Below are 24,180 nucleotides of genomic sequence, written 5' to 3'. Positions count from 1 at the left end.
GAGGGAGGCCCGTCCCTTCCGTTCAGCGTTGGCGGAGGCTGGCAAGCGCGATCGCCGACCGGTTGCCACCCTCGGATGCGAGCTCGCACGCCGCGATGCGGCCGGGCGCGTAACCGCTTATGAAACTGTCGGCCGCGAGCGTCAGGACAAGTGCCGCGCTAGCGGCTCCAATGTCGCCGACCGTCATCGCAGGGTAGGCCGTCGGGAATATCTCGCGGTGCGTGCGGTAGAAGCGCGCGCGACCGACTAGTTGTTCGAGCCCGCTGTACCGTTCCCCGTTTCCATTGCTGACAAGGAACTCGATATCGGGTTCCTTGGGTCCGGATCCGCTGAAGGCAGCAACCAGCGAAGCCACCATCGCACGGCCCTGACTCTGGCGTTCGGAAAGAACGCTGTCGATCTCTTGAGCCATGCCCGCCCCGCAAATCATTGCAGCCGGTCTGCTCCCCGGCGCTCGCGTCAGGCGCACGAAGACAGCGCCCTCACCAGGGACTGCCCCTTGAGCATTGCTTTCGGATTTCAGACGATTGGCTCGCATCAATCGCGCAATGTCGGTCTCGTTGACGAGGCTGTCCACACCGCCGAGTAGCACCTGCGTGACAGCCCCGGATTCCAGCATGTCGCCGGCATAGTCGAGCAGCCCGGCGCAGGCTGCGGCACCGCCATCAAATACGCGCGAGCCGGCATTGAAGCGCAGGCCGCATCGCTCGAAAATGGCATTCAAAAGGCGGCCCCGCTCGATATCTTCATACGCCGGATGGTCGCGGAAACTCTCCGGCAGCGCGAGCAGGACAGCGGTCTGGTCCGGCGTTGCCTTGTCGTCAAGCATCGCCTCCTTGAGTGCGCGGGCGCCCATGCTGGCGAGCCATACCCCGTCATTGCGTCGCAGACCCGCCTTGGCTGGAATGCGTGCGACGATCTGTGTGGTGGGAAACGGCTCTGAAAGAGGCACCTCCTGAAATGCAGACAGGTTGGCACGAATGGCTGAGATGGTCTGCCGCGCGTTCAATCCAGCAGGCGTGACGGCGCCACCGACTGAGATGTAGAGCGGCCGCTTCACGGCTGCCACACCGGGCGATCGCGCAGGGTTCCGTCACCGCCGAGAAGGTTGAGATAGAGTTTTCGCTTGCGGCGCGCACTGATCCAAACGGGAGAAATGTGGCCGAAGGCGATTTCCCGCAGCGCCGGCACATTGCGCCGGATCACCACTGCCAGGCGAGCCTTGAGGGTCACGCGCTTCAAGTCAGGCTCGATGAGCACGGTGTCAGTCTTGAACGCGTGTTCCTCTACACGATCGTCATAAATGAGCCGCAGCGGGGCCGTAATGCGCGGCAGGCGGAAATCCCATCTGCCCGAAGCCGTCATGCCGATCACCGTGATATCCTCGCCGTCACCGATGCCCGCCAGCTGCTGGTCGGCTGGGGCGCACATATAATGCCGCGTGTCGAAGTCTTTGGGAGCGAGCGGCCATTGGGTTTCGAGCCAAGTCTTGTCATAGGTTCCGGCGAAAGCCAGGCGCGGTTGCCAGCCCCGGCCAATCGTCCCGAATCCCGCCGGCCTCAGGGATTCCCCAGCTCGGGCCTGCGCTTCGCCCGGATACGTGACGTTGGGCGCCTCGGTTCTGACCGCGGGATCTGCGGACCGGGCGTTACGGAACCCCACGCCGACCGGGTTGCGCTGGTCCGTGCGCAAGTCTTCCAAAGTGCCGCCATAGGCGCGCTCATAGACGATCGGCATGGTCCGGAAAGGCGCTGGCGCGCTGTAACCGCCGGAGTCGTAGATCCGGTCCCCCACGACCTGCAGCACCTTGCGGATCGAGTTACCGACACGCAGTCCGACCTGCATCTCGCGTACCGGCCTTCCATCCGGCGCGTGCGCGGCGCCATTCACGATCACCTCGGCGCCAGGCTTGACGGGTGCGATGTCCGCTTCGTAGCGGGTCGATGAAAGGGCCGGATTGCCAAAAGGCTCATCGCCAAAGATCACTGGCATCTGTTCGGCCGCTGGCTGGAATTCCTTTCCCTCATCAGTTGCCGTGAAACTTGCCGATAGCATCACAACCAGAGTTTCTTGGCCGTCGGCATTCAATTGGACGTGGGTCGCGGCGGCGAAAGGTGTCCTGTTTTCCAGCCAGACATCGAAGGCCATCGTTCAGCACCACCGGCCGTTTTCGTCAAGCCCGATCGGCCAATAGGGCATGGCCGTCAGTAGTTCGACATATTCCTTGTGGCCCTCATCGTCGACCCATTGCAGCAGGAACACCTCAGGCGCGATCCGGTCGGCCACGGGCAGTGTTTCTCCCACCGCAACGCATCGCAGCCAATATTCCCGCACGAGCCATACCACCGCCGGATGATCCGCCGGGCCGGCCGCCGCGTCATCCAGCTGTTCCGTGATCGCCTGATTGATTGTCAGGCCGCTATCGACCAGTTCGTCGAGGCCGGCTTCCCAGATTTCGGAAGCCACGTCGAACGTCTCCTCCAAGTCAGCGAGGTAGGCCTTGAACAGGGGCTTATAAGCGGCAGCGGCCTCGCGGCGCGAAAGGCGGACTCCATGATCAGGACCGACAACGTCCTGGGGTGCATTGAGAAGCCGGCTTAGGCCGAGTTCGACACTATGGGCAATCCGCATTGCCATCTTCTTTCAGCCTCAGCACATTTCGAGAGATGGATCTTCGCCGATCGGGACATAGACGAAGTACTTGAAGTGCTTGAACAGTTCTGCGTCGTATTCGGACATCATTTCGACCAGCAGCAGATTGGGCGGCACGGGGCCGCTGGCGCCCTCTTCGTCGCCATCCTCACCCCAGTTCGATTCATCGTCCTGGTCGTCATCCTCGGTCTGCTGGGCGGACCGTTCAAGGTTCAGGCCGTGAACTTTGAAATAGTGCTTGCGGTAGATCGCCAGAATCCGTGGATGGGCCACCAGCCCGGCGGGCCAATGCAGATTGGCTATGTTCTCGCCGGAGGCATTAAGGCGCTGCTGCAGTGCGCCCCACCACGCCTCGATCGCGGGCATGACGGCGTGGAGCTCGGCGGTCCACGCATCGATTATCGCCGTATAGTCAGCGTCGAGATCGGCAAAACCCGCTGCGCTCATCGCCTAGATCCCCCGAGCCTTCATGAAGTCCGTGACCGCCTTGTTGTCTACCTTCGACTGCCGGCCCGGCTGGCTTCTACTATGGGCATCGCAATGCGGCCTGACATAGAGCACTTTCATCGCATCCTTGAAGCCTTGCGGAGGGGTCGCGATGTTGCATCCCCCAGCATACCACGCAGCCTTCTGCGTGGGCTGGTGATCGGCGATAATCGGCAGTTCCTTTCCCGAGATTTGACGGTTGACTTTGGCCTGCAGTCGTTTGATTGCGGTTTTGTTCTTGCCGGTCTTGCGATTCATCAGCCTGCCAAGGTTTCGTTTGCACTCCCAGCATGGCCGGTTCTGGACGCTGGCCTTCTGTGGGCCTGTCGGTGGGGTGTAATGGTCGTTGTAGCAATAATCGGTCGTGCATTTCTTCTTGTCTTTCACCAGAAGAGAATTGCGGAAGTTGACCAAGGCGGCGGTGTCGATGGTGTTCGGGAGCGGACTTGCCGTGTTCTGCTCCATGGTGTCGCCATGTCGGCAGACACCCTTGCCCTCCACCTTGACGACGAACGACCAGAGCTTGAACACCCCCTTGCCCTTGATCTTGTGCGTCACGACCCCCGCGCCGAGGCCCTGGGTGGCCGGCTCGTTGCCGGTGCTGGTCGCAACCTCCGACGAGCTTTCGAGCGCGGTCGGGTTGCCTTCGATCTTTACGCTCTTGCTGCCTTTGGTGAGATCGCTGGAAGACAGCATGTTGACGTATGGAACCGGAACCGGGCCTGCCGGGGGGGAAGGCGGGCTCAGGCACACATCTCCCGGCGCCACGCCCTTGCCGCCGCTTCCCTGGTGAAAGAAGCCCATGCCTTCTGCAAAGACTGTGCTGCCCATCAGAGATATTCCGTCTCAGGGCGCGGGGCGCGCATTTTCGGCAGGGCGTTGGTCGCCAGGTCGTGAATATCCGAGAACGCGAACTCATGTACCGACCAGTCGTCGAGCCAAAAGCCAATCCGGTTCGGATCGCCATGGCTGGTGCTGGGCGCGGCAAGGTTGGCCAAGCCTTCGGCGATCCAGGACTGCGTCCTCTGCGATTCGACCGCTTCATCAACGATTGACGCAACGCCGTCGAACCATGCATCGTCAGGCGTCGGTGTAGCCCCAATCCCGATGATCGCGAACGGATAGCGGCGTCCCACGCGGTCCTCGCTCATGCGCCAGGCGCCGGCACAGGGCTGGTCGCTGAAAATGCCGCCCTTGACGATGAAGCGCCAGACACGCGAATCCAATTCCCCCTCATCGGGCCGCGCGCGCAACTCCATCGACATCCAGCGGTCCCAGCGGTCGATGAAAGTCCGCGGCAGGTTGGCGGCGACGAAATCTCCGGTCGCCGGGATCTTGCCGAAGAATCCAATATTTATATCTGCGGCGGACATGAGAATTTCTTGAACATCTGCAGATTGTAGGGGTTCTCGACGCTGGCGGCCTTGAGTTCGAAATCGGCCCACATTCCCTTCGTTCCCAGGCGCAGGCTGTAGACATCGGAGAGCGACGTGCCGGCGAAACGACCGTTGCGCAGCATCCTCAGCCACGCCCAGCTGCCGGTCTCGTTGAGCATGATTTCGGGCGACCCGTCGATGGGCTGGAAGGCGAGTGAAATGACGCCGGTGCCGTCCTTGCCCGGCCACGTCATCGGTTGCGGCCGCGTCGCGTTGTTGAAGTAGACCAGCGTCTGACCATCGAGATTGAGCGTGACGCGCGTGACGTTGGGAGACAGGTCCTTCGGTTCGAGCGTGAAGCTCATCACCGGTCCGGTGCCGCCGGGAAAGAGATCGTCGCGGATATGCCTGGCCTGCTCGAAAGCCGCCAGCGCCGACGGATCGAGGCCGAAATCGGCGCGCCATTTCCATGGCTGGCTGGTGGTGTCGACATAGTTGATCAGGTGGTCGTTGATGAAACCGTCGATCAGCCCGGCCGGTCCGAACAGGCGGGCGAAATCACGCACATTGACGTCCACCGCGCTGTCGGCGCTGAACGGATAGCGGTCGTTCAGCGCTGCCTGGCAGAACGGCAGTATGTCCGCCCGCCAGATGGCGTTGAGCTCCGATGTGACCGCCTTCTGCGTCAAATTGCTGGTGTCACCGGCAATGCCGCTAAGCCAGACGTTGATGGGGTCGGGCAGGATCTGTGCTTGCCTCGCGACCGCACCCGTCAGCTCGGCAAGACCGCCTTGCTTCTTGATGGCATCCTGCGGATTGGGGTTGGCGGTGACCGTCTGCAGCACGTTCGACAGCGCGGTCAGCGCGACAACCGCGGCATCGAGCGCCGGCGGTTGGCCGTCGACCTCGGCAATGGTGCTCTTCAGCGGCTTGAAATGTTCGGCCACCAGATTGCCGGTCAGGTCCACCTCTGTGGCTGAGCCGGCGCGGGGCAGCAGCTTCGCACCGCTTGTCGCCAACTTGCCGAGTTTGCCCAACTTGCCGAGCAGTTTGGAGGCGCCCTTGGCTGCCGCCTTGTCGTCGGCGGGCGCCTCGTCGGAACGCGTCAGTTCGGTCTCCTGGACGATCGCCGTCAGCAGCCGCTTCAGCGCTGAATCCGCACTCGAGAGATCCTTCAGATTTTCGCTGGCGACGTTCAGATCGGTCAGTGGCGCCAGCCGCATGTCGCGCAGGAAGCTGTCCCATTGCGCGATGTAGTCGTCATAGTAGAGCTTCAGAATATCCTCGGACAGAGCCGAGACCGAGGTCTCGGAATTCTCCGAGCAGCCGCCGGCGAAAACCGCACGATCGAGTGCCGCCTGGGCGGCGACATCGTCGATGCGGTCGAGAATGGCGTCGTGGAAGCCGGCATAGGTGAAGGCTCCGGCAATGCCGACGCGAAGCGTCTTGTCGGAGCGTCGCGCAAACACCTTGCCGCCATTGGGGCCGGCGAAATTGGCCGGGATCCACTCCTTCAGCCCGGCGACCTCCGGATCGGCCAGCAACTGCTTGTAGGCCCGCGCCGGCAACGAGATCGTGCACACCGTCTTCAGCGCTTCGGCGACCAGCGCCTGGTCGGGCGCGACATAGCTTTCGTCGACCGCCATGCGGCGGATGGCGGCAAGCTGATGCTCCTCGGCATCGGCGGTCGGAAAGGGTGCCGCGGCCGCGAATTCAGGCAAACTGTTGACCCACCAGTTCTGGGCGAAGTCGGGGTCCATCTGCGACAGGCCGGTCATCATGCGATAGGTCTTCAGCGCGCCGAGCATGAAATCCGGATCGCGGATCTGCCGCCACATGGTCGCCTCGAGCAACGCGACCATGCGCGGCTCGAGCACGTTGCGCAGGGCGTGGTCGTAGGTGTCGGTCTGTGCCCGCACCAATTCCGCCGAGGCCGACGGCCCCAGCAGATCCTGGGCGCTGGCAGGCGGTGCTGTCCGGGCATTCGCGACCGCGTCCATCGCTTCGAGCGCGCCGTCTATGGCAGGCTGCTGCACCGACGCCGGATTTGCGGCAGTTGCGGTCAGGGGCGTTTGCAACGCCTCGAACTGGCTCGCCTGCGCCGTGATCGCGTTTCGGTTGTCGAAATAGGACCAGGTGAACAGCCCGCCGGCCAGCAAGGCGGCCGCAGCACACGCAGCCGCGGCACCGCGCCAAATCCAGGCGCGGCGGCGCTGCGCCAGCGGATCGAACGTGCCGAGGCCGGCTTCCCTGAAGATGACCTCGGTGAGCAGGTTCTTCAAGAAGAAGCTGCGTTTCTCGACCCTTGGTGCGGGCAGGGCTCGCCGTGGCGGCAGGCCGAAGGACGACGACAGCGCTGCCGTCAGTCGGTCGATGGGCGCCCCTTCCTGCGTCGCCGATGTCAGGTAGAGACCGCGCAGCCAGGCGGCCTCTTCATAGCGGCTTTCGCCGAACATTGCCTCGACCAGCACCTGGATCGGTTCGGACAGGCTGGACAACTGGGCGGGGAACCTGAAGATCTCGGCGCGGGCGGCGAGTTTGTCCTCGTCCTCCAGGCGCGGCACCAGCCGCCGCTCCAGCTCCGTCGCCAGCGTTGAAATCTCTCGTTCGATGGTCTTGGCATCGACCCGCGCATCCAGCGCGAAAGTCGTTCCCCAGACCTGTTCGCGCGAAGCGGTAGACAGGCCGCCGAAGAACGCCTCGAAACCCTTGATCAGATCGGCCTTGGTCAGCATCAAATAGACCGGAAGGCGGATCTCGAGCCGGTCGTTGAGCTCGGCCAGCCGGCGGCGGATTTTGCGGCCATGTGCCTTGATAGCTTCGTCGCCTTCCGAAAGCACGTCGATCGAAAGCGCGACGATCACGCCGTTGAGCGCGCGGCGGCCGCGATGCTTCTTCAAAAGATCGAGGAAGCCCAGCCATTCCGCCGCGTCGACATCGGGCTGGCTCTCCTGCTGGACATAGCGGCCGGCGGTGTCGATCAGAACCGCGCTCTCGGAAAAGAACCAGTCGCAGTTGCGCGTGCCGCCGACCCCTTGCAAATCGTCCGTAAGGTCGATCGGAAAATTCAGTCCGGACTGCCGCAAGGCCGTGGTCTTGCCGGTGGCCGGCGGCCCGACGATAACGTACCACGGCATCTCGCGCAGGAACTTGCGTCCGCCAAGCTTGCGGCGTTTCAGTTCGGCCATCACCTCGGCGAATTTGGCACCCACGGCCGCGACGTTCTCTTCGCCGGGGCCGAGGGGCTTCTCCGCAACCGGCGCGGCGATCTCGGCGACGAACAGGCGATTGGCGCGGATGGCGCGGCGCTGCGCGATAATCAGCCAGACCAACCATAGGATGATCAGCCCCGCGATCATGGCAATGCGCACATTGTCGGAATCGAAAGGCGAATAGGGACCGACCCTGACGATCGGACCGAACACCCAGATGACCAGGGAAAGCAGCGTGATGCCGATCAGCGTCCACAGCCAGCGCGATGTCAGGACCGCCCAGAGGAAGCGCAGGACGAACATCTCACAGCCTCTTTTCGACGAGCACCTCGACGCGGCGGTTCAAGGCCCGCCCCTCGCGCGTGCTGTCGCTGGCCACCGGGTCGGTGGCCGCGCGGCCTTCGGAATGGACGCGATCCTGCGGCACGCCGTTCTGGACCAGCATGTCGGCGATCGTCTGGGCGCGCGCCTCTGACAGCCGCTGGTTGGTCGACAGCGGATTGGTCTTCTGCAGGGGAACGCCGTCCGTATGGCCGATCACCGTGATGTTCCCGATCAACTCCTGATTGGCAAGGATCACCTTGGCGATCGAACCGATCAGCGGCTCGAAGCCGTCGCTCAGTTGTGGCCGCGACGACTGGAACAGTTCGGGGTTGGAGGCCTGGATGATCAGCTTGGCCAGCGAAACGCTCTCGGTGCCGCTGAGGGCGGATTTGAGGTCAGCCGGTGCCCCGGCCTGGAATTCCGGCAACAGCGCAAAATCCACTTTTTCCGGCGGTGGGGCGTCGACCTTGGGCGAGGTCCGGCTGATGTCACCGCGTTCAGGCGGCGGCAACGCGCGCACAAGGGCTGATAGTTCAACCGCCTGGCTGCTTAGCCCCATCGACAGCCCGATATGGATGGCCGTGGCGACGACCGCCGCGCCGAGCGCCATGACCCAGATCGGCACAATGAAACGCTGCGGCTCGTCGGAAGCGATGACGCCCTTCCAGTTTGGCGACAGCGGCGCGCCTTCGGCGTCGGCATCGCGCAGGAAGCGTGCCGCCGCCACGCGAACCGCATTGAGCGAGCGATCGCCTGACCGGCCGGGCACGCGATACTTGCCGCGGAAGCCGAGCGCCATGCAGTCATACTGCAGCTCCAGCAATTCGCGGTCACGGTTGGGATGGCGTTCCAGCTCGTCGAGACGCGTAAAGAACTGCGTGCCGGCATCGACATCGCCGCGCAGCATGACGACAAGCGGCTGGCGTGGCCAGGCGCTGGCCCCGCCCCAGGGCGTGTTCAAGGCGAGATCGTCGAGCAACGCCGCCACCACCCAAGCCGCCTGATCGGCCCGCTCCATCGAGGACCCCGTCGCCATTGCCGTGTCGCGTGCCCGAACCAGTTCTTCGAGCAATCGGGTGCGCAGCGCTTCCGGGTTCTCCGGCGCCAGCGCGCTTTCAAGCTCGGGCGCGAATTCGAGCAAGGGCGCGAATGCGTTGACGAGTGCGTTCGGGTGGGTGCGAGAGCGCTTCACCGCCGCGCCCGGCAACAGCGGCGCCATCGGCCGCGGCATCGGCGCGCCGGTCAGCCGTATGCGGGTGCGTTCGCGATCCTCCGACAGTCCGAAAGGATCATCGCGGCTCATCATCTCACCTGTTCACCGAGTAGCAGTCCACCTGCGGCTCGCTTGGCAACACGCCCGAAACGCCGATGACGAAGCCGGGGGCATCGAGCAGCGACGCCCAGTGCTCGCTTTTCTGGTCCAACTCGAGGCACAGCCGATCGCCATCGTAAGGGATTTCGCGCGGCTGGGAATGAAGCGGTTTCAACGGAATGCCGGGCAAACGCGATTTCCACAGGCCCTCGAACTGGTCGGCGGAACCGACAGTCGCCTGATTGACGAATATCTTGCGCAGCGCGTCTTCCGACAGCTCCGAACCGACCCGGATGACGATGCGGCTGGCCACCAGCAGCTTCGGATTGTCGATGCGGATTTTCCAGACATTGGTCGAATGCCGCATGACCGGCAGCGCACGCGATTTCGGCTCGATGTAGCGCAGGCTGAGGATCAGCGAGCGCAGCGCATCCGCCAGCGCCATATAGGCGGGGCCGGGCGCCATGTGATCGTAAGGCGGCAACTCGCCCAGCCGCCGCGCGCTCGATCCGTAGGTCGCCATCGAACCGGCGAGCCCGGCAAGCTCCAGGTAAAGCTCGGCCGGATGGAAGACATCCTGCGCCAGCATGTGGGCCAGTCGCGGCCGCGCCGCATTGGCGAGGTTGAGCATCAGCAGATCTTCGACGCTGCGCCCAGGCCCGCCCATCACCATCTTGCCATGCGCCTCGGCGATCTGGTCGAGGCCGGTGACGACTTCCAGCAGCAATTGCCGGTACCAGGCCACCGCGCCGGTCACCAGTGTCGGTGGCAGGAAGGTCTCGTCCAGCGAGACGCCGCCATCGGCTCGAACCCCCTTGAGGTCGGCGATCGGCAAGGCCGTGTAGCCACCGACCGATTTGCCAGGCGCCAGCAGCAGCGCCTGCGGACGGGCGATTTCGATTTCTTCAGGATCCGAACCGCCCTGGACGGCGTCGCGCACCGAGACGATCCGTCCGTGATAGCGCGCTCCCGAGGCGGCGGCGTGTGCCGGATCGAAGCCGACACCGCCGGGCGGCTCGAGCGGCAAGGCGACCAGCACCGGTCCCGCAGCCGTATCGGAGGTGACCGGCAACGGCCGCGGTGCGTCCATCATCTCGGGAATGGCGAAAGGTGTCCCGTCCGGGAAGATGCCCCGTGCCGACAGGATGGCGACCTGGCCGGCGTCGAGCAACGCCTGGTCCAGCGTCAGCTGCTGGAAGCCGAACGTATGCAGCTGCCCGGCCTGCAACGCGCCGCGCACCGTCGCTTCGAAAAAGCGATCCTGCTGCTGGAAATGCTGGGTCCGCAGGAAAAGTCCTTCGGACCACAGCACCCTGTTTGCATCGCTCATGCCGCTACTCTCTGCATCGAGCTCCCCTTGCTTTGGCCGTCAGGCGGAAATACCGCCGCTGCCAAGCGAGACATTGATCGTGAATTTCGATCCCGACGACACGGACTTGGTCGTGCGCCAGTTCCTGCCGGTAGGCTCGCGGATCAGTGCAACGAAGCCCAGCGCCGTCGCGTCCGGTTCGACGGTGATGGTCTTGGACGCGGATTTTCCCGGCCCGACGGCGATCTGGTCGGATCCGATGAGATCGCCTGCCAGCGCCGATCCGGCATCGCCCTGCAGGGCAAAGTAGTCGGCGGAATTGAATTTGCCGGTGCTGCGCAGCCGCATGACGAGAACCGTCACCGGCCGGTCGCCACCGCCTGGTCCAGGGTTCATGCCGGCCCCGCCGGTCACGTTGATGGTGATCACCGAGGGTTTTGGCGGACCGCTCTGGCAAGCCGTAAGCAGCCCGGTCGCACCCAGGGCAACGATAAATTCGCGTCGGTCGATCATGTCTCACTCCTCCTCATATGCGTCCCGAAAATCGGCGCCGATTTCGCCAAGAAAGCTTTTCTCCGCGCTCTCGGCGATTTCACGATGGCGTTTCTGGTAGAGCTCCCACAGCTTGGCGCCGCGCCCCCCGAAAACAGGGTGCCGATCGCCGAATTCGATTTCAGCTCTTCCTCGATCGCTGCCGGATCAAAACGGTCGACCATCCGCCTTAGGGCCGCCTGCACGCCGCGCCAGGCGCGCACATGGTGTTGCGCGAGATCGCGGACCGCGTCGGCGATAGCCGCTTCGCCGGTGAGAAATCCGGGGCTGCGCTCGGCGATAAGCGTGACGATGGCGTCGTCGATCGTCGGCAGGAACTTGAGCGGATTGACTTCGGAAGCCCCGACCATGGTCTGGGCAACGCGGGCGTTGCCCTTTTCCTCGGCCCGCTTGCGCAGAAGCTGCATCAGGCCTTCCATCATCAGCCGGTATTCGCGGCCGAACTTCTCCATTTCCGCGATGCTGTCGCGCCCTGGAAAATCGGCTTCCTCGACGCCCATGCCGCGCAGGAATGCGGAGCGAAGCGCCATGTCGCCCAGCTGTGCCGCTGGCGGCATGCGGGCGGGTTTGGCGGCAGCACCAGTGCGCGCCGGAGGCGGGGCATCAGCTGCCTGCACAGGCAGATCCCATGGATTGGCGGATTGCGGTCGTGGGGCGATGCGCTCACGCTGTCCGTTCGAGCTGACGCCGTTTGCCGAACTGGGCGCCGCGGCTGGTCCGAAGCCAAAGTCGTCCTTGAAGTCGGATGGCTTTCTGGCGGAAGGTTCGGTGGACCCGTTAAGGGGAGGCACCGGGTCGAGGCTGAACGGGTCCGCGAAGCTTGGCGTGCCAGTTTCGGGACGAGGGCCAACGCCCGTCGACACAGGCGTCGAAACCGGATCGAGGCTGAACGGGTCATCGAAAGCAGGCGAGCTGCGCTGGTTGGAGGAGGCACGCTCGAACGCGCCCGCAACCGGCTGCTCGAACGGGTTGGGCAGATCGGCCGGACGTGGCCGTCGCGGCTCTTCCTCGACCTTGGCGGAAAAGAAGTCATCATTGCCGATGCTCAGCGGCGCTCGCGCTGCCGGCGGCAAGCGTTCCGCAACCGGCTGGCTGGCGGCAGGTGCCTGGGCGGTTGGCGTCTGCAGGTCGACATAGACGACATAGTCGCCAAGTCTCAGCCGCATGCCGCTTTGAAGCCGCGTCGACTGGCCGGCGCCAAGCGGGCTGTCGGAGTCGTTTATGTACAGTCCACTGCTCGACGTGTCGGTGACGAAGTAGCCATCTCGCCCGCCCGTGATCCTGCAATGGGCGCGGGAAACGAACATGTCAGGATCGTTGATCTGCCACCCTGCGTCCGCGCTGCGGCCGATCACCAGTTCGCCTTCATCCAGCCGGGTCTGCCGTACCGCCTGGGTGCGTGGCCCTTGCTCCAGCATCAGCAGCAGGCTCATGCCGCGACCCCCGCCATTTCCGGCCGCCATCCGACAATTGTCCGCAGCCGCAGGTCGTCAGCATCGCCCCTTTCGGCGGGCCGCGCAAGCCAAGCGGTTCGGCCGAGCTGGACCGCTCCGATTCGGGGCGGCGGCACGGCTTCACGCGCCAGCACGATGCGCAGGTCGACGTCGAGCGATTCTCCGACCATGTCGCGAACGGCCTGCTTGAACAGTTTGAGGCGCGAACCTCCCGGCAGGAACGCCTTGAACTCCTCGAAACCGAGAGGTCCGACGCGCAGCTCGATCCTGCTTTGGCGGTTGAAGACGCGCGGGCCGATCGTCGCCCCCCGGCCGAGCCCCGCATAGGCTTTTGCGAGGCGGGTCTGCAGCCCGGTCGGTATGGTTATCCAGGCGGCGATGAACTCCTTGATCTGGACCGGCACCTTGAACGCTTCGACCAGGAATAGAGTCAGCCGTTCCGGCCCGTCGACCTGGCTGGCGAGCGACGCCGCCTGGCGGAGCTTGACGGTGTCGAGATCAGGATTCTGGGTGCCGGGAAGCCCGATCCCCGCCATCGCTTCCAGCATGGCACGAACGCGGCCCCCGACCGCGCGCTCGACCTGGACCGCAGGATGCGCATCCGCCCAGGCCCGGTAGAAGAGCGCAATCATGCGGTGCTGAAGGATGTTGACGAAGTCCACGAAGGTCGTGTCGCTGGTCTGCTGTGCGTCGGCGCCGGCAAACCAGCGCTGCGACAGGCGGTCGAGCACCCAGCGCGTCAGATGCAGCGGCATCGGGCCTTCAGGCCCTAGCAGGCCGAGATTTGCAACCGTGACCCGGGCCGGCGTCTTGTCGCTGGCTTCGCGGAATTGAACCAGGTCCCGCGCGGAAAAGGCGAGGCGCACATGCTGGCCAAGCCTTGCCGGCTCGCGGTCCGGGCGTCCGGAATGGCCGAACAGACCGCTCCGCTGTTCGAGACGGCGCAGCAGTTCGAAAAAGTCGAACGCTTCGGACAGACCTTCGTCCCTGTCCGGACCGGTCTTGTCCAGATCAGGTGTCCTGTTTAGATCAGGTAGCGATTGCCGGGCGTCATCGGCCATGGCACATCCTCCTGCTTCTGCAGCAACCGCGTGCGGGTTCGCACGAAGCCGTTTATTCCGGCATGACGGGCAAACAGCCGCGCCAGCAAGGCCGAAAGCAGCAAGGTGCTTTGCCCCGCCAGAACCGACTGATCGACATGCAGCGTCACTTCAGTGCCACGCCCGAAGCACATCGGCCCGTCGATCTGCAGCCGTTCGATCACCGACCGCGAGTCGATGCGCACGATCGAATGCACGTTGCGGGCAAGGCTCGGGTCGCCGCGGTCGGCATAAAGATCGAGCAGCGCATGCAGCGGATCGACGCCGCGGCCTTCCTTGGCGAGGCTCAAGAAGTTCAGCGCCAGCTGCGCCACCAGCCGCCATGCGAGATCGTCGGCGCGGGATTCGCCGTCGGCCCCTGTGGGCAGTGCCGCCGGGATGGCCGGCTGCGGCGGACGCAGCGCACCGAGCAGCCGAACGGATTCGACCGGGTCACCGGCCTCCAGTGTCAACGTCGGATTGTCATCGAGGATTGGCAGATCGCGGTTGGTGCATAGCGCCATGATGTCGAGCCGCTTCAACGGCCGGTTCGCGGGACTGCCAAGCGGCCGCGACACGGCCAGGAAAACATCGTCCCCGGTGTATGACGTGCGGGTCAGGCCGTCGCTGCGCTCATCTTCCGTCGCCCGGCGTGGGCGCCGTTCCGTCGAATAGACCCAGCCGCTGCCGCGGTTCTGCCCGAGGCTGAACAGCTCCGGTATCTCGGCGTCGCTGCCTTCACTGTCGGCATCCTCGACACGCAGCACACGATAAATCTCGAAGTCGCGCGCCCGCGTGCGGTCGGCGTGCAGCACCTGCCGCGTCTTGCGCTGATCGAGCTCGACGACGTTGCACTCACGCTCGAACAGATTGATGATCGGCGTCGCGAAAAGTTCGAAATCCACTGGCGTCAGGTCGGCGAGCTCGGGCGCCGGGCGGCGAAACAGGAAGATGATCTCCAGTCCACCATCGCATGTGCGCACCACCGGCTGCAGCCCCAGGACCCGCACGTAGTGAAAGCGCTCCGGCATGACGAAGTATTCGCGCAGCAGGCGGTAGCCTTCGAATGTCGGGCGGGTGCGCGGCATCAGGGCCTCGTCGTCGCTGATGCCGACCATTTCGGGCGCCGGCAGAGGCGACAGCCGGTTGGCCTTGCCTTCCGGTCGCGCGCCAATGGCCACGCAGGCGCCGAAAATCGCGTCGAACAGAAGCGGCGCCTTGGTGCGCCCGGCAAAATAGAGGTCAAGCCGGTCGAGCGCCAATTCGTCGAGTTTGCCTTTTCCGGTCCGCGTCAGCGCCAGACGCAGCGCCGCCTCGCCGGCGACACCGCCGATCGGTCCGATGCCGGCCGCCGCCAGCGCGCTGCGATCCTGAAAATAGCTGACCGAAGTGATGGCTATCGGCCACAGCGTCATGTCCTGCGCAGTGGAGAACGTGCAGCGCGTCGACAGGCCGGGTTGCAGGCTGGAGACCAGCCGCGTGTTCCGCTTGACGACGTGGCCGGCGGGCATGGTCTGCACCTGCTGGCCGGGTTTCAGCACGGCCATCGCCGTTGCCGGCGCCGGCGTGACCAGATCGGGATAGAGGACATCGAGCACGCTGCGCGAAAATCGCGAGCGCTCGGCGTCGACTTTCAGCCGGGTGCGCGCGGCGAGGAAGGCGACGCCGTCGAGCAGCCGTTCGACATAGGGATCGGGGCAGGGCACCGTATCGAGGGAAAGGTTGCGCGCCACCGCCGGATGCATGTCGGCGAATTCCGCCGCAAGGCCGCGGATATGGGTCAGTTCCTCCTCGTAATATTCGACGAAAACCCGATCCATCTCAGGCGTCCCTAATTTCGGTCCGCGCCAAGCCGTTGTCGAGATTGATCGTGGTGCGCAGGCGCATGCGTTCCGGTGTGGGCGTCATGATCAGCACGGCGTCGATCTCGATCTTCAGGCCCACGGTCTTGTCGCCAAGGGTGACGGTAACCTTCGTCGCGCTTTCCTTGAGGCGGGGCTCGAAGGTGGCGAGCACCGAGCGGATTTCGCGCGCCAGCACGTCGCGGTCGAAGTCGCGCGACGACCGGCCCGAGAAGGACGGCACGCCGTAATTGACCACGCTTCGGCGCACCTCCGGAAATTCGGCGAGCGACGGCGGATTGTCCGCCATCTGCTCGTTTTCCAGGTCGGAAAGCAGCGGCGTGGCCTCGAATCGCTCGGTGTTGAACAGCGCCTCGATGTCGCGCCGCACCGCTTCCCTGAGCACGCGGGCCGATACCACCACGCCGCGGCTTTCGATCTCGACGCGATGCTGGGTCTGAAAGGCCAGGCGATGCAGACGCCGTTTCTGGTCGGGCGTCAGCTCCGCATCTCCGTCGATGGTCCGCGCACTACCGGCAACGAGGGTTTCGAGACGGTCCGCGCCAAGCTCGTCCACCAGGACATGGCGCAGCCCGTCTATCTCCGAGGTCAGGCCCGGCAGGTCGTTGACGAGGCGATCCCACAGCGACGGCTGGACCGCCTCGCTTTTCGCCCGCAGGCTGCCCGCGATCTGTTGCTTGCCCGCGCCGGGCCGCCGAACCTCACTTGCCGACATAGACATCCATTTCGGCTTCATCATTGCCGTCATAGACGAACTTGATCTTCTTGTAGGCGAAGCTGACCTCCTCCTGGATCAGGTCCTCCTCGTCCTCGGCCTGCGACATGTCGTATTCCATGATCGAGGCGTCGGTGAGCGTGACGACCAGATAATCCTTGGTCTCGCCATCGATGGTCCGCCGTGCGGAGAACACCACTTCATCCAGCGCCTTGTTCTCGAACAACGCCTTTGCCAGGTAGGGCGAGGATTTGTCGTAGTGTTTGGTGAACTTGATCATGCCCATGGACACGCGGCCACGGCGTGAGAGCGAATTCGGATCAAAGGGTGCGATCATCTTGTAGTCGACGCCATGGATTTCGATCTCGTCCGAGTGGCCGTCGCGGGTGCTTGGGCCCTTGATGTCGGGAACCTTCAGAAAACCATCGATCTTGACTGGCATTGTCTTTCTCCACCGCTTTCAAACAAACAAGGTCAGGTTGCTGCAAATCAGGTCTTTACGGACGGCAGTTCCGACACCAGCCGCAGTGACGCGTTGATGCCTTCCAGCTGGTAATGCGGACGCAGGTAGAAACGGGCGTTGTAGTAGCCCGGCCGTCCTTCGACGCTGTCCACCTGGACTTCGGCCGCGGCAAGCGGGCGCTTGGCGCGTGCCTTGTCGTCGGCGAAGGCCGGGTTGGCCAGCACGTAGCGGTTGATCCACTCGGTCAGCCAGATCTGCATGTCGGAGCGTTCCTTGAACGAACCGACCTTGTCGCGCGCAATCGCCTTGAGGTAGTGCGCGAAGCGCGAGACCGGGAAGAGGTAAGGCAGGTTGGCGCTCAGCCTTTCGTTCGACTGGGCGTCGGGGTCGACCAGCCGGCCGGCGCGCGTTTCGTCGTCCTGCAGCGAATGGGCGCCGATGAAGGCCGCCAGATCGGTGTTCTTCCGGTGCAGGATCGGCATCAGGCCGAGCTTGGCCAGTTCCGCCTCGCGCCGGTCGTCGATGGCGACTTCGGTCGGGCATTTCATGGCGATAGAGCCGTCATCGGTAGGGAAGCTGTGCACCGGCAAATTGAGCACGGTGCCGCCATTTTCGACGCCGCGGATCTGTGTGCCCCAGCCGAACAGCTTGTGGCTGCGGTTGATGTTGACGCCCATCGGGAAGGCGGCGTTCATCCAGACATATTTGTTGTGATCGCCCTGCACCTCTTCCTCGAAGGTGAAGCCCTTCACCGGAACGGTATCGGTGCCATAGGGCAGCCTGGCCAGAACGCGAGGCATGGTCAGGCCGATATAGCGGGCGTCCTCGCTCTCGCGCAGCGACTGCCACGAGGCATAGGCCGGGTTGGAGACGATCTGCTGCAGGTCTTGCGGGTTGGGCAATTCCTGCCAGCTGTCCATGCGGAACAGGCGCGGCGAGGCGGCTGCGATGAACGGCGTATGTGCCGAGGCGCAGATGCCGGAGATGTTGCGCAGCAGGCCGACGTCGCGCGGGTGGTTGGAGAATTCATAGGCGCCGATCACACAGCCGATCGGCTCGCCACCCAGCATCGAATACTCGTCCGTATAGACCTTCTTGAAGATCGGGCTCTGGTCCCACATCTGGCCTTCATAGTCTTCGAGCGTGTCGGCCAGCTGCTCCTTGGAGATGTTCATCACCCGGATCTTCAGCTTCTGATCCGTCTCGGTGTTGTTGACGAGATACCAGAGGCCGCGCCATGTGCCTTCCATCTCGCGCACTTCCGGTGCGTGCAGGATCTCGTTGACCTGTGTCGTCAGCATCTTGTCGATGCCCGCGATCAGCGACTTGATCGACTTGATCGCATTGGACGAGATGGTCGTGGTGTCGGAACGCGACTGTGCTGCGAGCGCGAGATTGCGCACGAGTTGCTGCAGCTTCTCGCTGTCGTCCTTCTTGACCTTGAAGTCTTTCTCGAGGAGCCCGCTGAATTCGTCGAGGTTTATGGCTTCGGCCTCGGCGGTGACGGCGGCGGTCTTTTGCTGTTCGGCCATGGTCTACTCCCCTGCCTTGTCGTCGTCGGCCAGTGCCTGGCTGGCGATCTTGCCAAGAAGCGGCTCGTTGTTCAGAAGCTGCGCGATGCGTTTTTCGGCGTCGACGCGGCCGTCCATGAAGCCAAGCAGTTCCTCGAGCTGGCGACGCATCTTGAGGATCTCGGCCAGTTGCGGCACCTGCTCGGCGACCTTGTCGGGGGCGAAATCACCCATCTTGGTGAAGGTGAGATCGAGCGCCAGTTCCTCGTCGCGCTCCTGGCCTTCGGCTTGCGGCAGCGTGTTCTTCACCCGGGCTTTGACGCGCGGTCCGAGCGCCTCCATGAATTTGGGGAAGCGGTTCGCGTCGGTCTCGACGAAGGCTCGGTCCAGCACCGATTTGGAAGCTTCCTTGGTCTGCGAAGCGCCGGAAAGGTCGGCCATCACGGCCATCACAAACGGCAATTCGATCGTCGTCGGGCTACCGTAGGTTTCCACGTCATAGGCGATCTGCACCCGCGGCGCGCGATTTCGTTCGATGACCTTCGCTTTGCTTTCGGCTGGCATGTGCTGTTACCTTTCATCCTTCTGAGCCGTCTTCTTGACATCGGGAACGCCGGCAAGGAGCCTGAATTCCTTCAGCCCAGACGGGGCGAGATCTTCCATCAGTTCAACGAAATCCATGTGCACCATGCGGCGCACGCGCCGCGCCAGATGCGGTATCGGGCTCGACGGTTCGGTGCGGTCATAGAAGGCGACGACCAGGTCGAGGCACTTCACCACGTCGTCGCGCGAGGAGATCCGGTCGGGAAGCCCTGTGCTCGAGTCCGTGTAGCTTGCCGCACTTGCCATAGTCTCGGCTCCATGACCGTTTCGAGCAGGCGTTGCCGGTTCTGCCGGGTTGGGCGGCTTGGCCGCGCCATTGGCCGCCGCACCCGCTGCCGCGTTCCGTTCGAGGGTCGTCAGCAAACGCTGCAGAAACCGCTTTAATTCCGGAACGGGAGCGCCGCCGCCTTCGAGGCGGGCGTTCAGCGCCGTTTCGACTGCGTCAAGGGCTGCGATCGCTGCCCGGGCGTCGGTGACCAGCGAGACCATCTCCGCACCGGCCTGATCGATCTGTGCCGCACATCCGGCGCGCACCCGGTTCAACAATTGCCCGTGCGCGCTGACCAGTGCGGCCTTTTCCGCCGTGTTCAATCCCGAGGCGGCTTCCTGGAGCATGACACGGTCGTCGAGCGCGCTCTGTTCCAGGTCGCGTCCGCTGATTGGTCCGATCGAACGTGGCGTAAAGAAAATCATCTGGCGCAGGTTCGCCAGCAGCCCGTCCTGGCCATTCTGCAGGTCGAGCAGCGCGTTGATGCGGCGCAAGGCGGCATCGCGAGGCGAAGCGCCGGGCCGGAGGACCGGATGCATGGTTTCCCAGTGCTGATCGAAGGTCTGCGCGATGAGCGTCAGACCTTGCGCGAGCCCGGCCAGCCCTTCTTCATTGGCAAGCGCACGCGTGACGATGACGAGCAGGCGCAGGTCGCGGCCATGCGCGCGCAAGTCCGCCGCTTTTGCCAGCACAGCGGACCAGTCGACGGGAATGGTGCTTTGCGACGTGGGCTTGTTGTTGCCGTCGTGGACGACCTTGACCTCGGGCTCCGTCAGGCGCTCCAACTCATGGAAAGCCGGGTCGTTGCGCAAATCCTCCCCTGACGGGTTTCCACCGTCGAGCGGGCTAAGCCAGAGCGCGGCATCAATCACTCAAACCCCCAGCGACCGACCTCAAACCGTACGTGACGCGACGTTAGCACACGGTTGCACTTTACCACAATTCAACGAGCGCTCAAAAATTAACAGAAGCTAAACGCAACCGCCTGCAGAGTGCCGGAATCCTTGGTGTGGTTGCCCAAGCTGCAGGCGAACCGCATCGCGGAGCCGCGCCCACATTCGTGGCTGTTTGCAGTCGGTGGTGCGGGACTTTCCACAAATGGAAACGAGCCGGCTAAATCGGCATCGCGACAGCGGCCCACCAGCCGCTTTGTCAAGTGACGGCTTATGTGGCAGTTTATCGGCTGGCAGATTGCTGGAGGGGGTTCGATGGAACAGCGCCGGTCATCGCAGACTTTCAAGCGCAAGGAACTGGTCGGCAAGCTCAATCCTGTCGGTGTCCGCGCCTTCAAGGCCGCCGCCGACACCGCCAAACTGCGCGGCAACCCCTACGTCGAACTCGTCCATTTCATCGAGCAACTGGTGCTTTCCGACCGCTCGGATGTGCAAATGATCATCGCCGACGCGGGCGTTGACGCGAGCCGGATCACGGCCGATATGACCCGCGCCGTCGACAAGCTGCCTTATGGCGCCACATCGATCGAGGAATTCTCCGACCATATCTTTCATGCCATTCAGGAAGCCTGGAACCTGGCGACGCTGGAGTTCGGCGTCGAAGAAGTCCGCAGCGCCCATATTCTGCTTGCCTGCCTGAAGACGCCGGTGCTGGAAGGCCTGCTGTCGAAGATCAGCGGCGAGTTCGACAAGATCGACGCCGACGCGGTCATCGCGCGGTTCGCCGATGTCGTGGAGGGCTCGCTCGAAGCCGGCGCCGCTCCGACGACGCCCGCCGCCGAAACGCCGATGAAACGGGCTCCGGGCGGAGATTCGGCGCTGGCGAAATACGCCACCGACCTGACGCAGCGCGCCCGCGACGGCAAGATCGATCCGGTCGTCGGTCGCGATCCGGAAATCCGGCAGATCGTCGACATCCTGATGCGGCGCCGGCAGAACAACCCGATCCTGACCGGCGAGGCCGGGGTCGGCAAGACGGCGGTCGTCGAGGGCTTTGCCTTGCGTATCGCCCAAGGCGACGTGCCGCCCACCCTGCAGAATGTCAGCGTGCGCATGCTCGATGTCGGATTGATGCAGGCGGGCGCCAGCGTGAAGGGCGAATTCGAAAAACGGCTGAAGGCCGTCATCGACGAGGTGCAGTCGTCCGAAACGCCGGTCATCCTGTTCATCGACGAAGCCCATACGCTGATCGGCGCCGGGGGTGCCGCCGGAACCGGCGATGCCGCCAATCTCCTGAAACCGGCGCTGGCGCGGGGCGAACTTCGCACCATCGCGGCAACGACCTGGGCCGAATACAAGCAGCACATCGAGAAGGACCCGGCGCTGACCCGCCGTTTCCAGGTGGTCAAGATCGACGAGCCGTCTGAGGCGGTGGCCGTTCTCATGTTGCGCGGTGTAGCCGGCGTCCTGGAGCAGCACCACAAGGTGCAGATACTCGACGAGGCGATCGAGGCGGCGGTGGGCCTGTCGCATCGCTATATCCCGGCACGGCAACTGCCTGATAAGGCGGTGAGCCTTCTCGACACCGCCTGCGCCCGTGTCGCCATATCGCAGCACGCCACGCCGGCCGAGGTCGAGGACATCATGCGCCGCCGCCAGGCGCTGGAGGTCGAGCGCGGCATCATCGGCCGCGAGGCGGCGATCGGCATCGAGGTGACCGATCGCCAGGCGCGGGTTGAAGCCGGGCTCGCCGAAGCCGAGACCACGCTGGCCGCCGCCGAGGGGCGCTGGGAGCGCGAAAAGGCGCTGGTCGCCGAGATCCTCGAATTGCGCGCGCGGCTGCGCGGCGAGGGCGTGCCGCTCGATACGGCGACCGCTGAGGCCGATACCGAAACGGCAGCGGCGGACGCAGAAAAGACCAAGGTGCCCCATACTGAGCCGCCCAAGGCCGCGCCACCCAAGGCTGAAACGACGAAGACGGCGACGGCGAAAGCGGAAACGACGAAGACTAACGCGGCCAAAGCCAAGGCCGAGGTGCCGGCGGTTGCCGATCCTGTGCCGTCAGATCCTGCCGCCGATCTCGCCCGGCTGCGCGAGCTGATGGCCGAACTGGCCGAGGCGCAAGGCGAAACGCCGCTGATCCTCCCATCCGTCGACCGCAATGCGGTGGCGGCCGTGGTCCAGGACTGGACCGGAATCCCGACCGGAAGGATGCTGTCCAGCCAGACCGAAAAGGCGCTCAAACTCGCCACCACGCTTTCGGAGCGGGTCGTCGGCCAGGATCACGCCATGGAGATGATCGCCAAACGCGTGCAGACCAGCCGCGCCGGGCTCGGCGCGCCGGAAAAGCCGGTCGGTGTGTTCCTGCTCTGCGGCCCCTCGGGCGTAGGCAAGACCGAAACCGCATTGGCCTTGGCCGAAACGCTCTACGGCGGCGAGCAGAACCTGATTTCGATCAACATGTCCGAATTCCAGGAGGCGCACACCGTCTCGACGCTCAAAGGCGCGCCGCCCGGCTATGTCGGCTATGGCAAGGGCGGCATCCTGACCGAAGCGGTGCGCAGAAAACCCTATTCGGTGATCCTGCTCGACGAGGTCGAGAAGGCGCATCCCGACGTGCACGAAATCTTCTTCCAGGTCTTCGACAAGGGCATGATGGACGACAGCGAGGGCCGCCGGATCGATTTCAAGAACACGCTGATCCTGCTCACCTCGAATGTCGGCTCCGAGGTCATCATGGACCGCACCAAGAATGGCACGCTGCGGGCCGGGCTCGACGATCTCGATACCGCCTTGCGCAGTCCATTGCTGAAGGTCTTCCCTGCCGCCTTCCTCGGCCGGGTGGTGACCATTCCCTACTATCCGCTCTCGGATTCGATGATCGAGGCGATCACCCGTCACCAGTTTGCCAAGATCGCGCGCCGGCTGCGGGCAACCAATGACGCGGAATTGGTGATCGGCGACGGTGTCATGGATCTGGTCAAGGCCCGCTGCACCGAGATCGAATCCGGCGGACGGATGATCGATGCCATCCTGACCAACACGCTGCTGCCGGAACTGAGTCGCGGCGTGCTCAACCGCTCGCTCGGCGGCGAGAAGATGACGAAGGTCACCGTCGGCGCCTCCAAGGAAGGTTTCACCTATTCCTTCGAGTAGGCTCGGGTGAATGGGGGTGAAGCATGCTTCGGTGCTGCGGCTCGCCTGTCAGATGCGAGGCAAGGTCACCGCGGCACGGAGGAGATGACGGACAGACCAGCGGCATGTCGGAGAAATGCCCGGACAGCGTATCTGCTGTCACGCAGGCTTGTCGTCGGGGTGGCCAAGTTCGCAGAACCAGCCGCCTAGATATTTTACCGACGGTCTTTTCGGATCGGGAATGGGGGTCTTCGCTTCCACGGCGGTGCGGAATGGCTCGGCGCTGTCCTGTGGGATGAACCCGAGATGGTTGGCGCCGCTGTTGTCGACCATCTTTAGCTTGTTGTCCGAAATGCCGAAGGAGATCGTGTGGCCAACGCGCGGCGCGGTGAGTGCTGCCTCGACCAGGCGCACGCAATCGGCAAAGGAGAGGTACGACCACAGCATGCGTCGGTCCGCCGGTTCGGGGAAGGACGAGAAGATGCGCAGGCACGCCGTCTCGATGCCGAACTTGTCCCAGTAGAGCCGGCTGAGGCTCTCGACGAAATTCTTCGAGACACCGTAGAGGCTGTCTGGCCGCACCGGCGCGTCGACGCCGATATGCGCCTCGACCTCGTGATAGCCGATGGCGTGTACGGAGGAAGCGTAGATGACGCGCTTCACGCCGTGTTTCCGGGCGCCTTCGTAGATATGGTAGGAGCCGCGGATGCTGGAATCCAGGATCGTCTGCCATTCGCATTCGAGCGGCGCGCCGCCGAAATGCACGATAGCGTCGCAGTCCTTGGTCGCCGCGATCGTCGCCTCCATGTCGGCGAGATCGAAGACTGCTTCCTCCTCATGCGGCGCGAGATCGCCGAACGGTTCACGCCCCGCCAGCCGGATCGTCTTCGCCAGCGGCACCAGGCCCTTGCGCAGTTCCGAGCCGAGGCGGCCGGCGGCACCGGTGATCAGGATACGGTCGTAATGCGGCATCA

The 24,180-nt window shown here is 64.1% G+C and carries 19 protein-coding genes and 1 pseudogene; 1 reads left to right on the top strand and 19 read right to left on the bottom strand.

Annotated features, from left to right (window positions below; genetic code table 11):
- Positions 1 to 22: 22 nt before the first annotated feature.
- The 18 genes and pseudogenes from AC56QX_RS31590 to tssA all read right to left on the bottom strand — a co-directional run bounded on the left by AC56QX_RS31590 (position 23) and on the right by tssA (position 20,050).
- The gene (locus tag AC56QX_RS31590; protein ID WP_497112464.1) at positions 23 to 1,060 is read right to left on the bottom strand and encodes a hypothetical protein; all 1,038 of its coding nucleotides are present in this window, start codon (positions 1,058 to 1,060) and stop codon (positions 23 to 25) included.
- Positions 1,057 to 2,148, bottom strand: a complete 1,092-nt coding sequence (locus AC56QX_RS31585; protein WP_497112463.1) for a DUF2169 family type VI secretion system accessory protein — start codon at positions 2,146 to 2,148, stop codon at positions 1,057 to 1,059. Before AC56QX_RS31585 ends, AC56QX_RS31590 begins: the two co-directional genes overlap by 4 nt.
- A gap of 3 nt (positions 2,149 to 2,151) precedes the next feature.
- Complete coding sequence (locus AC56QX_RS31580; RefSeq protein WP_497112462.1) at positions 2,152 to 2,631, bottom strand: hypothetical protein; 480 nt, start codon at positions 2,629 to 2,631, stop codon at positions 2,152 to 2,154.
- 18 nt (positions 2,632 to 2,649) lie between these two features.
- Positions 2,650 to 3,099, bottom strand: a complete 450-nt coding sequence (locus tag AC56QX_RS31575; protein ID WP_497112461.1) for a hypothetical protein — start codon at positions 3,097 to 3,099, stop codon at positions 2,650 to 2,652.
- 3 nt (positions 3,100 to 3,102) lie between these two features.
- On the bottom strand, positions 3,103 to 3,969 hold the full coding sequence (locus AC56QX_RS31570; protein ID WP_497112460.1) for a DUF4150 domain-containing protein: 867 nt from the start codon (positions 3,967 to 3,969) through the stop codon (positions 3,103 to 3,105).
- The gene (tagF, locus tag AC56QX_RS31565) at positions 3,969 to 4,511 is read right to left on the bottom strand and encodes a type VI secretion system-associated protein TagF (protein ID WP_497112459.1); all 543 of its coding nucleotides are present in this window, start codon (positions 4,509 to 4,511) and stop codon (positions 3,969 to 3,971) included. The genes AC56QX_RS31570 and tagF overlap by 1 nt, the downstream gene beginning before the upstream one ends.
- Positions 4,493 to 8,029, bottom strand: a complete 3,537-nt coding sequence (tssM, locus tag AC56QX_RS31560) for a type VI secretion system membrane subunit TssM (RefSeq protein WP_497112458.1) — start codon at positions 8,027 to 8,029, stop codon at positions 4,493 to 4,495. Before tssM ends, tagF begins: the two co-directional genes overlap by 19 nt.
- A 1-nt stretch (position 8,030) precedes the next feature.
- Positions 8,031 to 9,353 (bottom strand): type IVB secretion system protein IcmH/DotU, encoded by a 1,323-nt coding sequence (icmH, locus tag AC56QX_RS31555; RefSeq protein ID WP_497112457.1) that lies wholly within the window; start codon positions 9,351 to 9,353, stop codon positions 8,031 to 8,033.
- A 4-nt stretch (positions 9,354 to 9,357) separates the two neighbouring features.
- Complete coding sequence (gene tssK / locus AC56QX_RS31550) at positions 9,358 to 10,692, bottom strand: type VI secretion system baseplate subunit TssK (RefSeq protein ID WP_497112456.1); 1,335 nt, start codon at positions 10,690 to 10,692, stop codon at positions 9,358 to 9,360.
- Between the two features lie 39 nt (positions 10,693 to 10,731).
- On the bottom strand, positions 10,732 to 11,184 hold the full coding sequence (gene tssJ / locus AC56QX_RS31545) for a type VI secretion system lipoprotein TssJ (RefSeq protein ID WP_475452368.1): 453 nt from the start codon (positions 11,182 to 11,184) through the stop codon (positions 10,732 to 10,734).
- Positions 11,185 to 11,187: 3 nt separating this feature from the next.
- A pseudogene (gene tagH, locus AC56QX_RS31540) lies at positions 11,188 to 12,656 on the bottom strand (type VI secretion system-associated FHA domain protein TagH).
- Positions 12,653 to 13,738: a type VI secretion system baseplate subunit TssG gene (gene tssG, locus AC56QX_RS31535; RefSeq protein ID WP_497112455.1), complete on the bottom strand. Its 1,086-nt coding sequence runs from the start codon at positions 13,736 to 13,738 to the stop codon at positions 12,653 to 12,655. The pseudogene tagH and the gene tssG overlap by 4 nt, the downstream one beginning before the upstream one ends.
- Complete coding sequence (gene tssF / locus AC56QX_RS31530) at positions 13,702 to 15,576, bottom strand: type VI secretion system baseplate subunit TssF (RefSeq protein ID WP_497112454.1); 1,875 nt, start codon at positions 15,574 to 15,576, stop codon at positions 13,702 to 13,704. Before tssF ends, tssG begins: the two co-directional genes overlap by 37 nt.
- A gap of 1 nt (position 15,577) precedes the next feature.
- The gene (tssE, locus tag AC56QX_RS31525; protein ID WP_497117988.1) at positions 15,578 to 16,333 is read right to left on the bottom strand and encodes a type VI secretion system baseplate subunit TssE; all 756 of its coding nucleotides are present in this window, start codon (positions 16,331 to 16,333) and stop codon (positions 15,578 to 15,580) included.
- Positions 16,320 to 16,775 carry an Hcp family type VI secretion system effector gene (locus tag AC56QX_RS31520; RefSeq protein WP_497112453.1) on the bottom strand — a complete coding sequence of 152 codons (456 nt, stop codon included), beginning with the start codon at positions 16,773 to 16,775 and terminating at the stop codon, positions 16,320 to 16,322. The genes tssE and AC56QX_RS31520 overlap by 14 nt, the downstream gene beginning before the upstream one ends.
- Positions 16,776 to 16,822: 47 nt before the next feature.
- Positions 16,823 to 18,328, bottom strand: a complete 1,506-nt coding sequence (tssC, locus tag AC56QX_RS31515) for a type VI secretion system contractile sheath large subunit (RefSeq protein ID WP_172351722.1) — start codon at positions 18,326 to 18,328, stop codon at positions 16,823 to 16,825.
- 3 nt (positions 18,329 to 18,331) lie between these two features.
- Entirely contained in the window at positions 18,332 to 18,871 is a 540-nt protein-coding gene (tssB, locus tag AC56QX_RS31510) for a type VI secretion system contractile sheath small subunit (protein WP_497112452.1), read from the bottom strand.
- A 6-nt stretch (positions 18,872 to 18,877) separates the two neighbouring features.
- On the bottom strand, positions 18,878 to 20,050 hold the full coding sequence (gene tssA, locus AC56QX_RS31505; RefSeq protein ID WP_497112451.1) for a type VI secretion system protein TssA: 1,173 nt from the start codon (positions 20,048 to 20,050) through the stop codon (positions 18,878 to 18,880).
- Positions 20,051 to 20,386: 336 nt separating this feature from the next.
- Between tssA and tssH the strand changes: the two genes are divergently transcribed.
- Entirely contained in the window at positions 20,387 to 23,227 is a 2,841-nt protein-coding gene (gene tssH, locus AC56QX_RS31500) for a type VI secretion system ATPase TssH (protein ID WP_497112450.1), read from the top strand.
- Between the two features lie 138 nt (positions 23,228 to 23,365).
- Here the strand turns inward: tssH and AC56QX_RS31495 are convergent, their stop codons facing one another.
- Entirely contained in the window at positions 23,366 to 24,178 is an 813-nt protein-coding gene (locus AC56QX_RS31495; protein WP_497112449.1) for an NAD-dependent epimerase/dehydratase family protein, read from the bottom strand.
- Positions 24,179 to 24,180: the final 2 nt, after the last annotated feature.

This window comes from Mesorhizobium sp. RCAM 06353, from assembly GCF_059683585.1.
The sequence above is the reverse complement of the archived record's forward strand: the minus strand, read 5'-3'. Positions and strand labels throughout refer to the sequence as shown.

Coding starts and splice junctions, on each gene's coding strand:
- tssG (WP_497112455.1), bottom strand. CDS start 13,738: ATGGCCGATGACGCCCGGCAATCGCTACCTGATCTAAACAGGACACCT.
- icmH (WP_497112457.1), bottom strand. CDS start 9,353: ATGAGCCGCGATGATCCTTTCGGACTGTCGGAGGATCGCGAACGCACC.
- tssB (WP_497112452.1), bottom strand. CDS start 18,871: ATGCCAGCCGAAAGCAAAGCGAAGGTCATCGAACGAAATCGCGCGCCG.
- tssH (WP_497112450.1), top strand. CDS start 20,387: ATGGAACAGCGCCGGTCATCGCAGACTTTCAAGCGCAAGGAACTGGTC.
- tssF (WP_497112454.1), bottom strand. CDS start 15,576: ATGGATCGGGTTTTCGTCGAATATTACGAGGAGGAACTGACCCATATC.
- AC56QX_RS31520 (WP_497112453.1), bottom strand. CDS start 16,775: ATGCCAGTCAAGATCGATGGTTTTCTGAAGGTTCCCGACATCAAGGGC.
- tssK (WP_497112456.1), bottom strand. CDS start 10,692: ATGAGCGATGCAAACAGGGTGCTGTGGTCCGAAGGACTTTTCCTGCGG.
- tssE (WP_497117988.1), bottom strand. CDS start 16,333: ATGTCGGCAAGTGAGGTTCGGCGGCCCGGCGCGGGCAAGCAACAGATC.
- AC56QX_RS31580 (WP_497112462.1), bottom strand. CDS start 2,631: ATGCGGATTGCCCATAGTGTCGAACTCGGCCTAAGCCGGCTTCTCAAT.
- AC56QX_RS31495 (WP_497112449.1), bottom strand. CDS start 24,178: ATGCCGCATTACGACCGTATCCTGATCACCGGTGCCGCCGGCCGCCTC.
- AC56QX_RS31570 (WP_497112460.1), bottom strand. CDS start 3,969: ATGGGCAGCACAGTCTTTGCAGAAGGCATGGGCTTCTTTCACCAGGGA.
- tssJ (WP_475452368.1), bottom strand. CDS start 11,184: ATGATCGACCGACGCGAATTTATCGTTGCCCTGGGTGCGACCGGGCTG.
- tssM (WP_497112458.1), bottom strand. CDS start 8,029: ATGTTCGTCCTGCGCTTCCTCTGGGCGGTCCTGACATCGCGCTGGCTG.
- tssC (WP_172351722.1), bottom strand. CDS start 18,328: ATGGCCGAACAGCAAAAGACCGCCGCCGTCACCGCCGAGGCCGAAGCC.
- AC56QX_RS31575 (WP_497112461.1), bottom strand. CDS start 3,099: ATGAGCGCAGCGGGTTTTGCCGATCTCGACGCTGACTATACGGCGATA.
- AC56QX_RS31585 (WP_497112463.1), bottom strand. CDS start 2,148: ATGGCCTTCGATGTCTGGCTGGAAAACAGGACACCTTTCGCCGCCGCG.
- tagF (WP_497112459.1), bottom strand. CDS start 4,511: ATGTCCGCCGCAGATATAAATATTGGATTCTTCGGCAAGATCCCGGCG.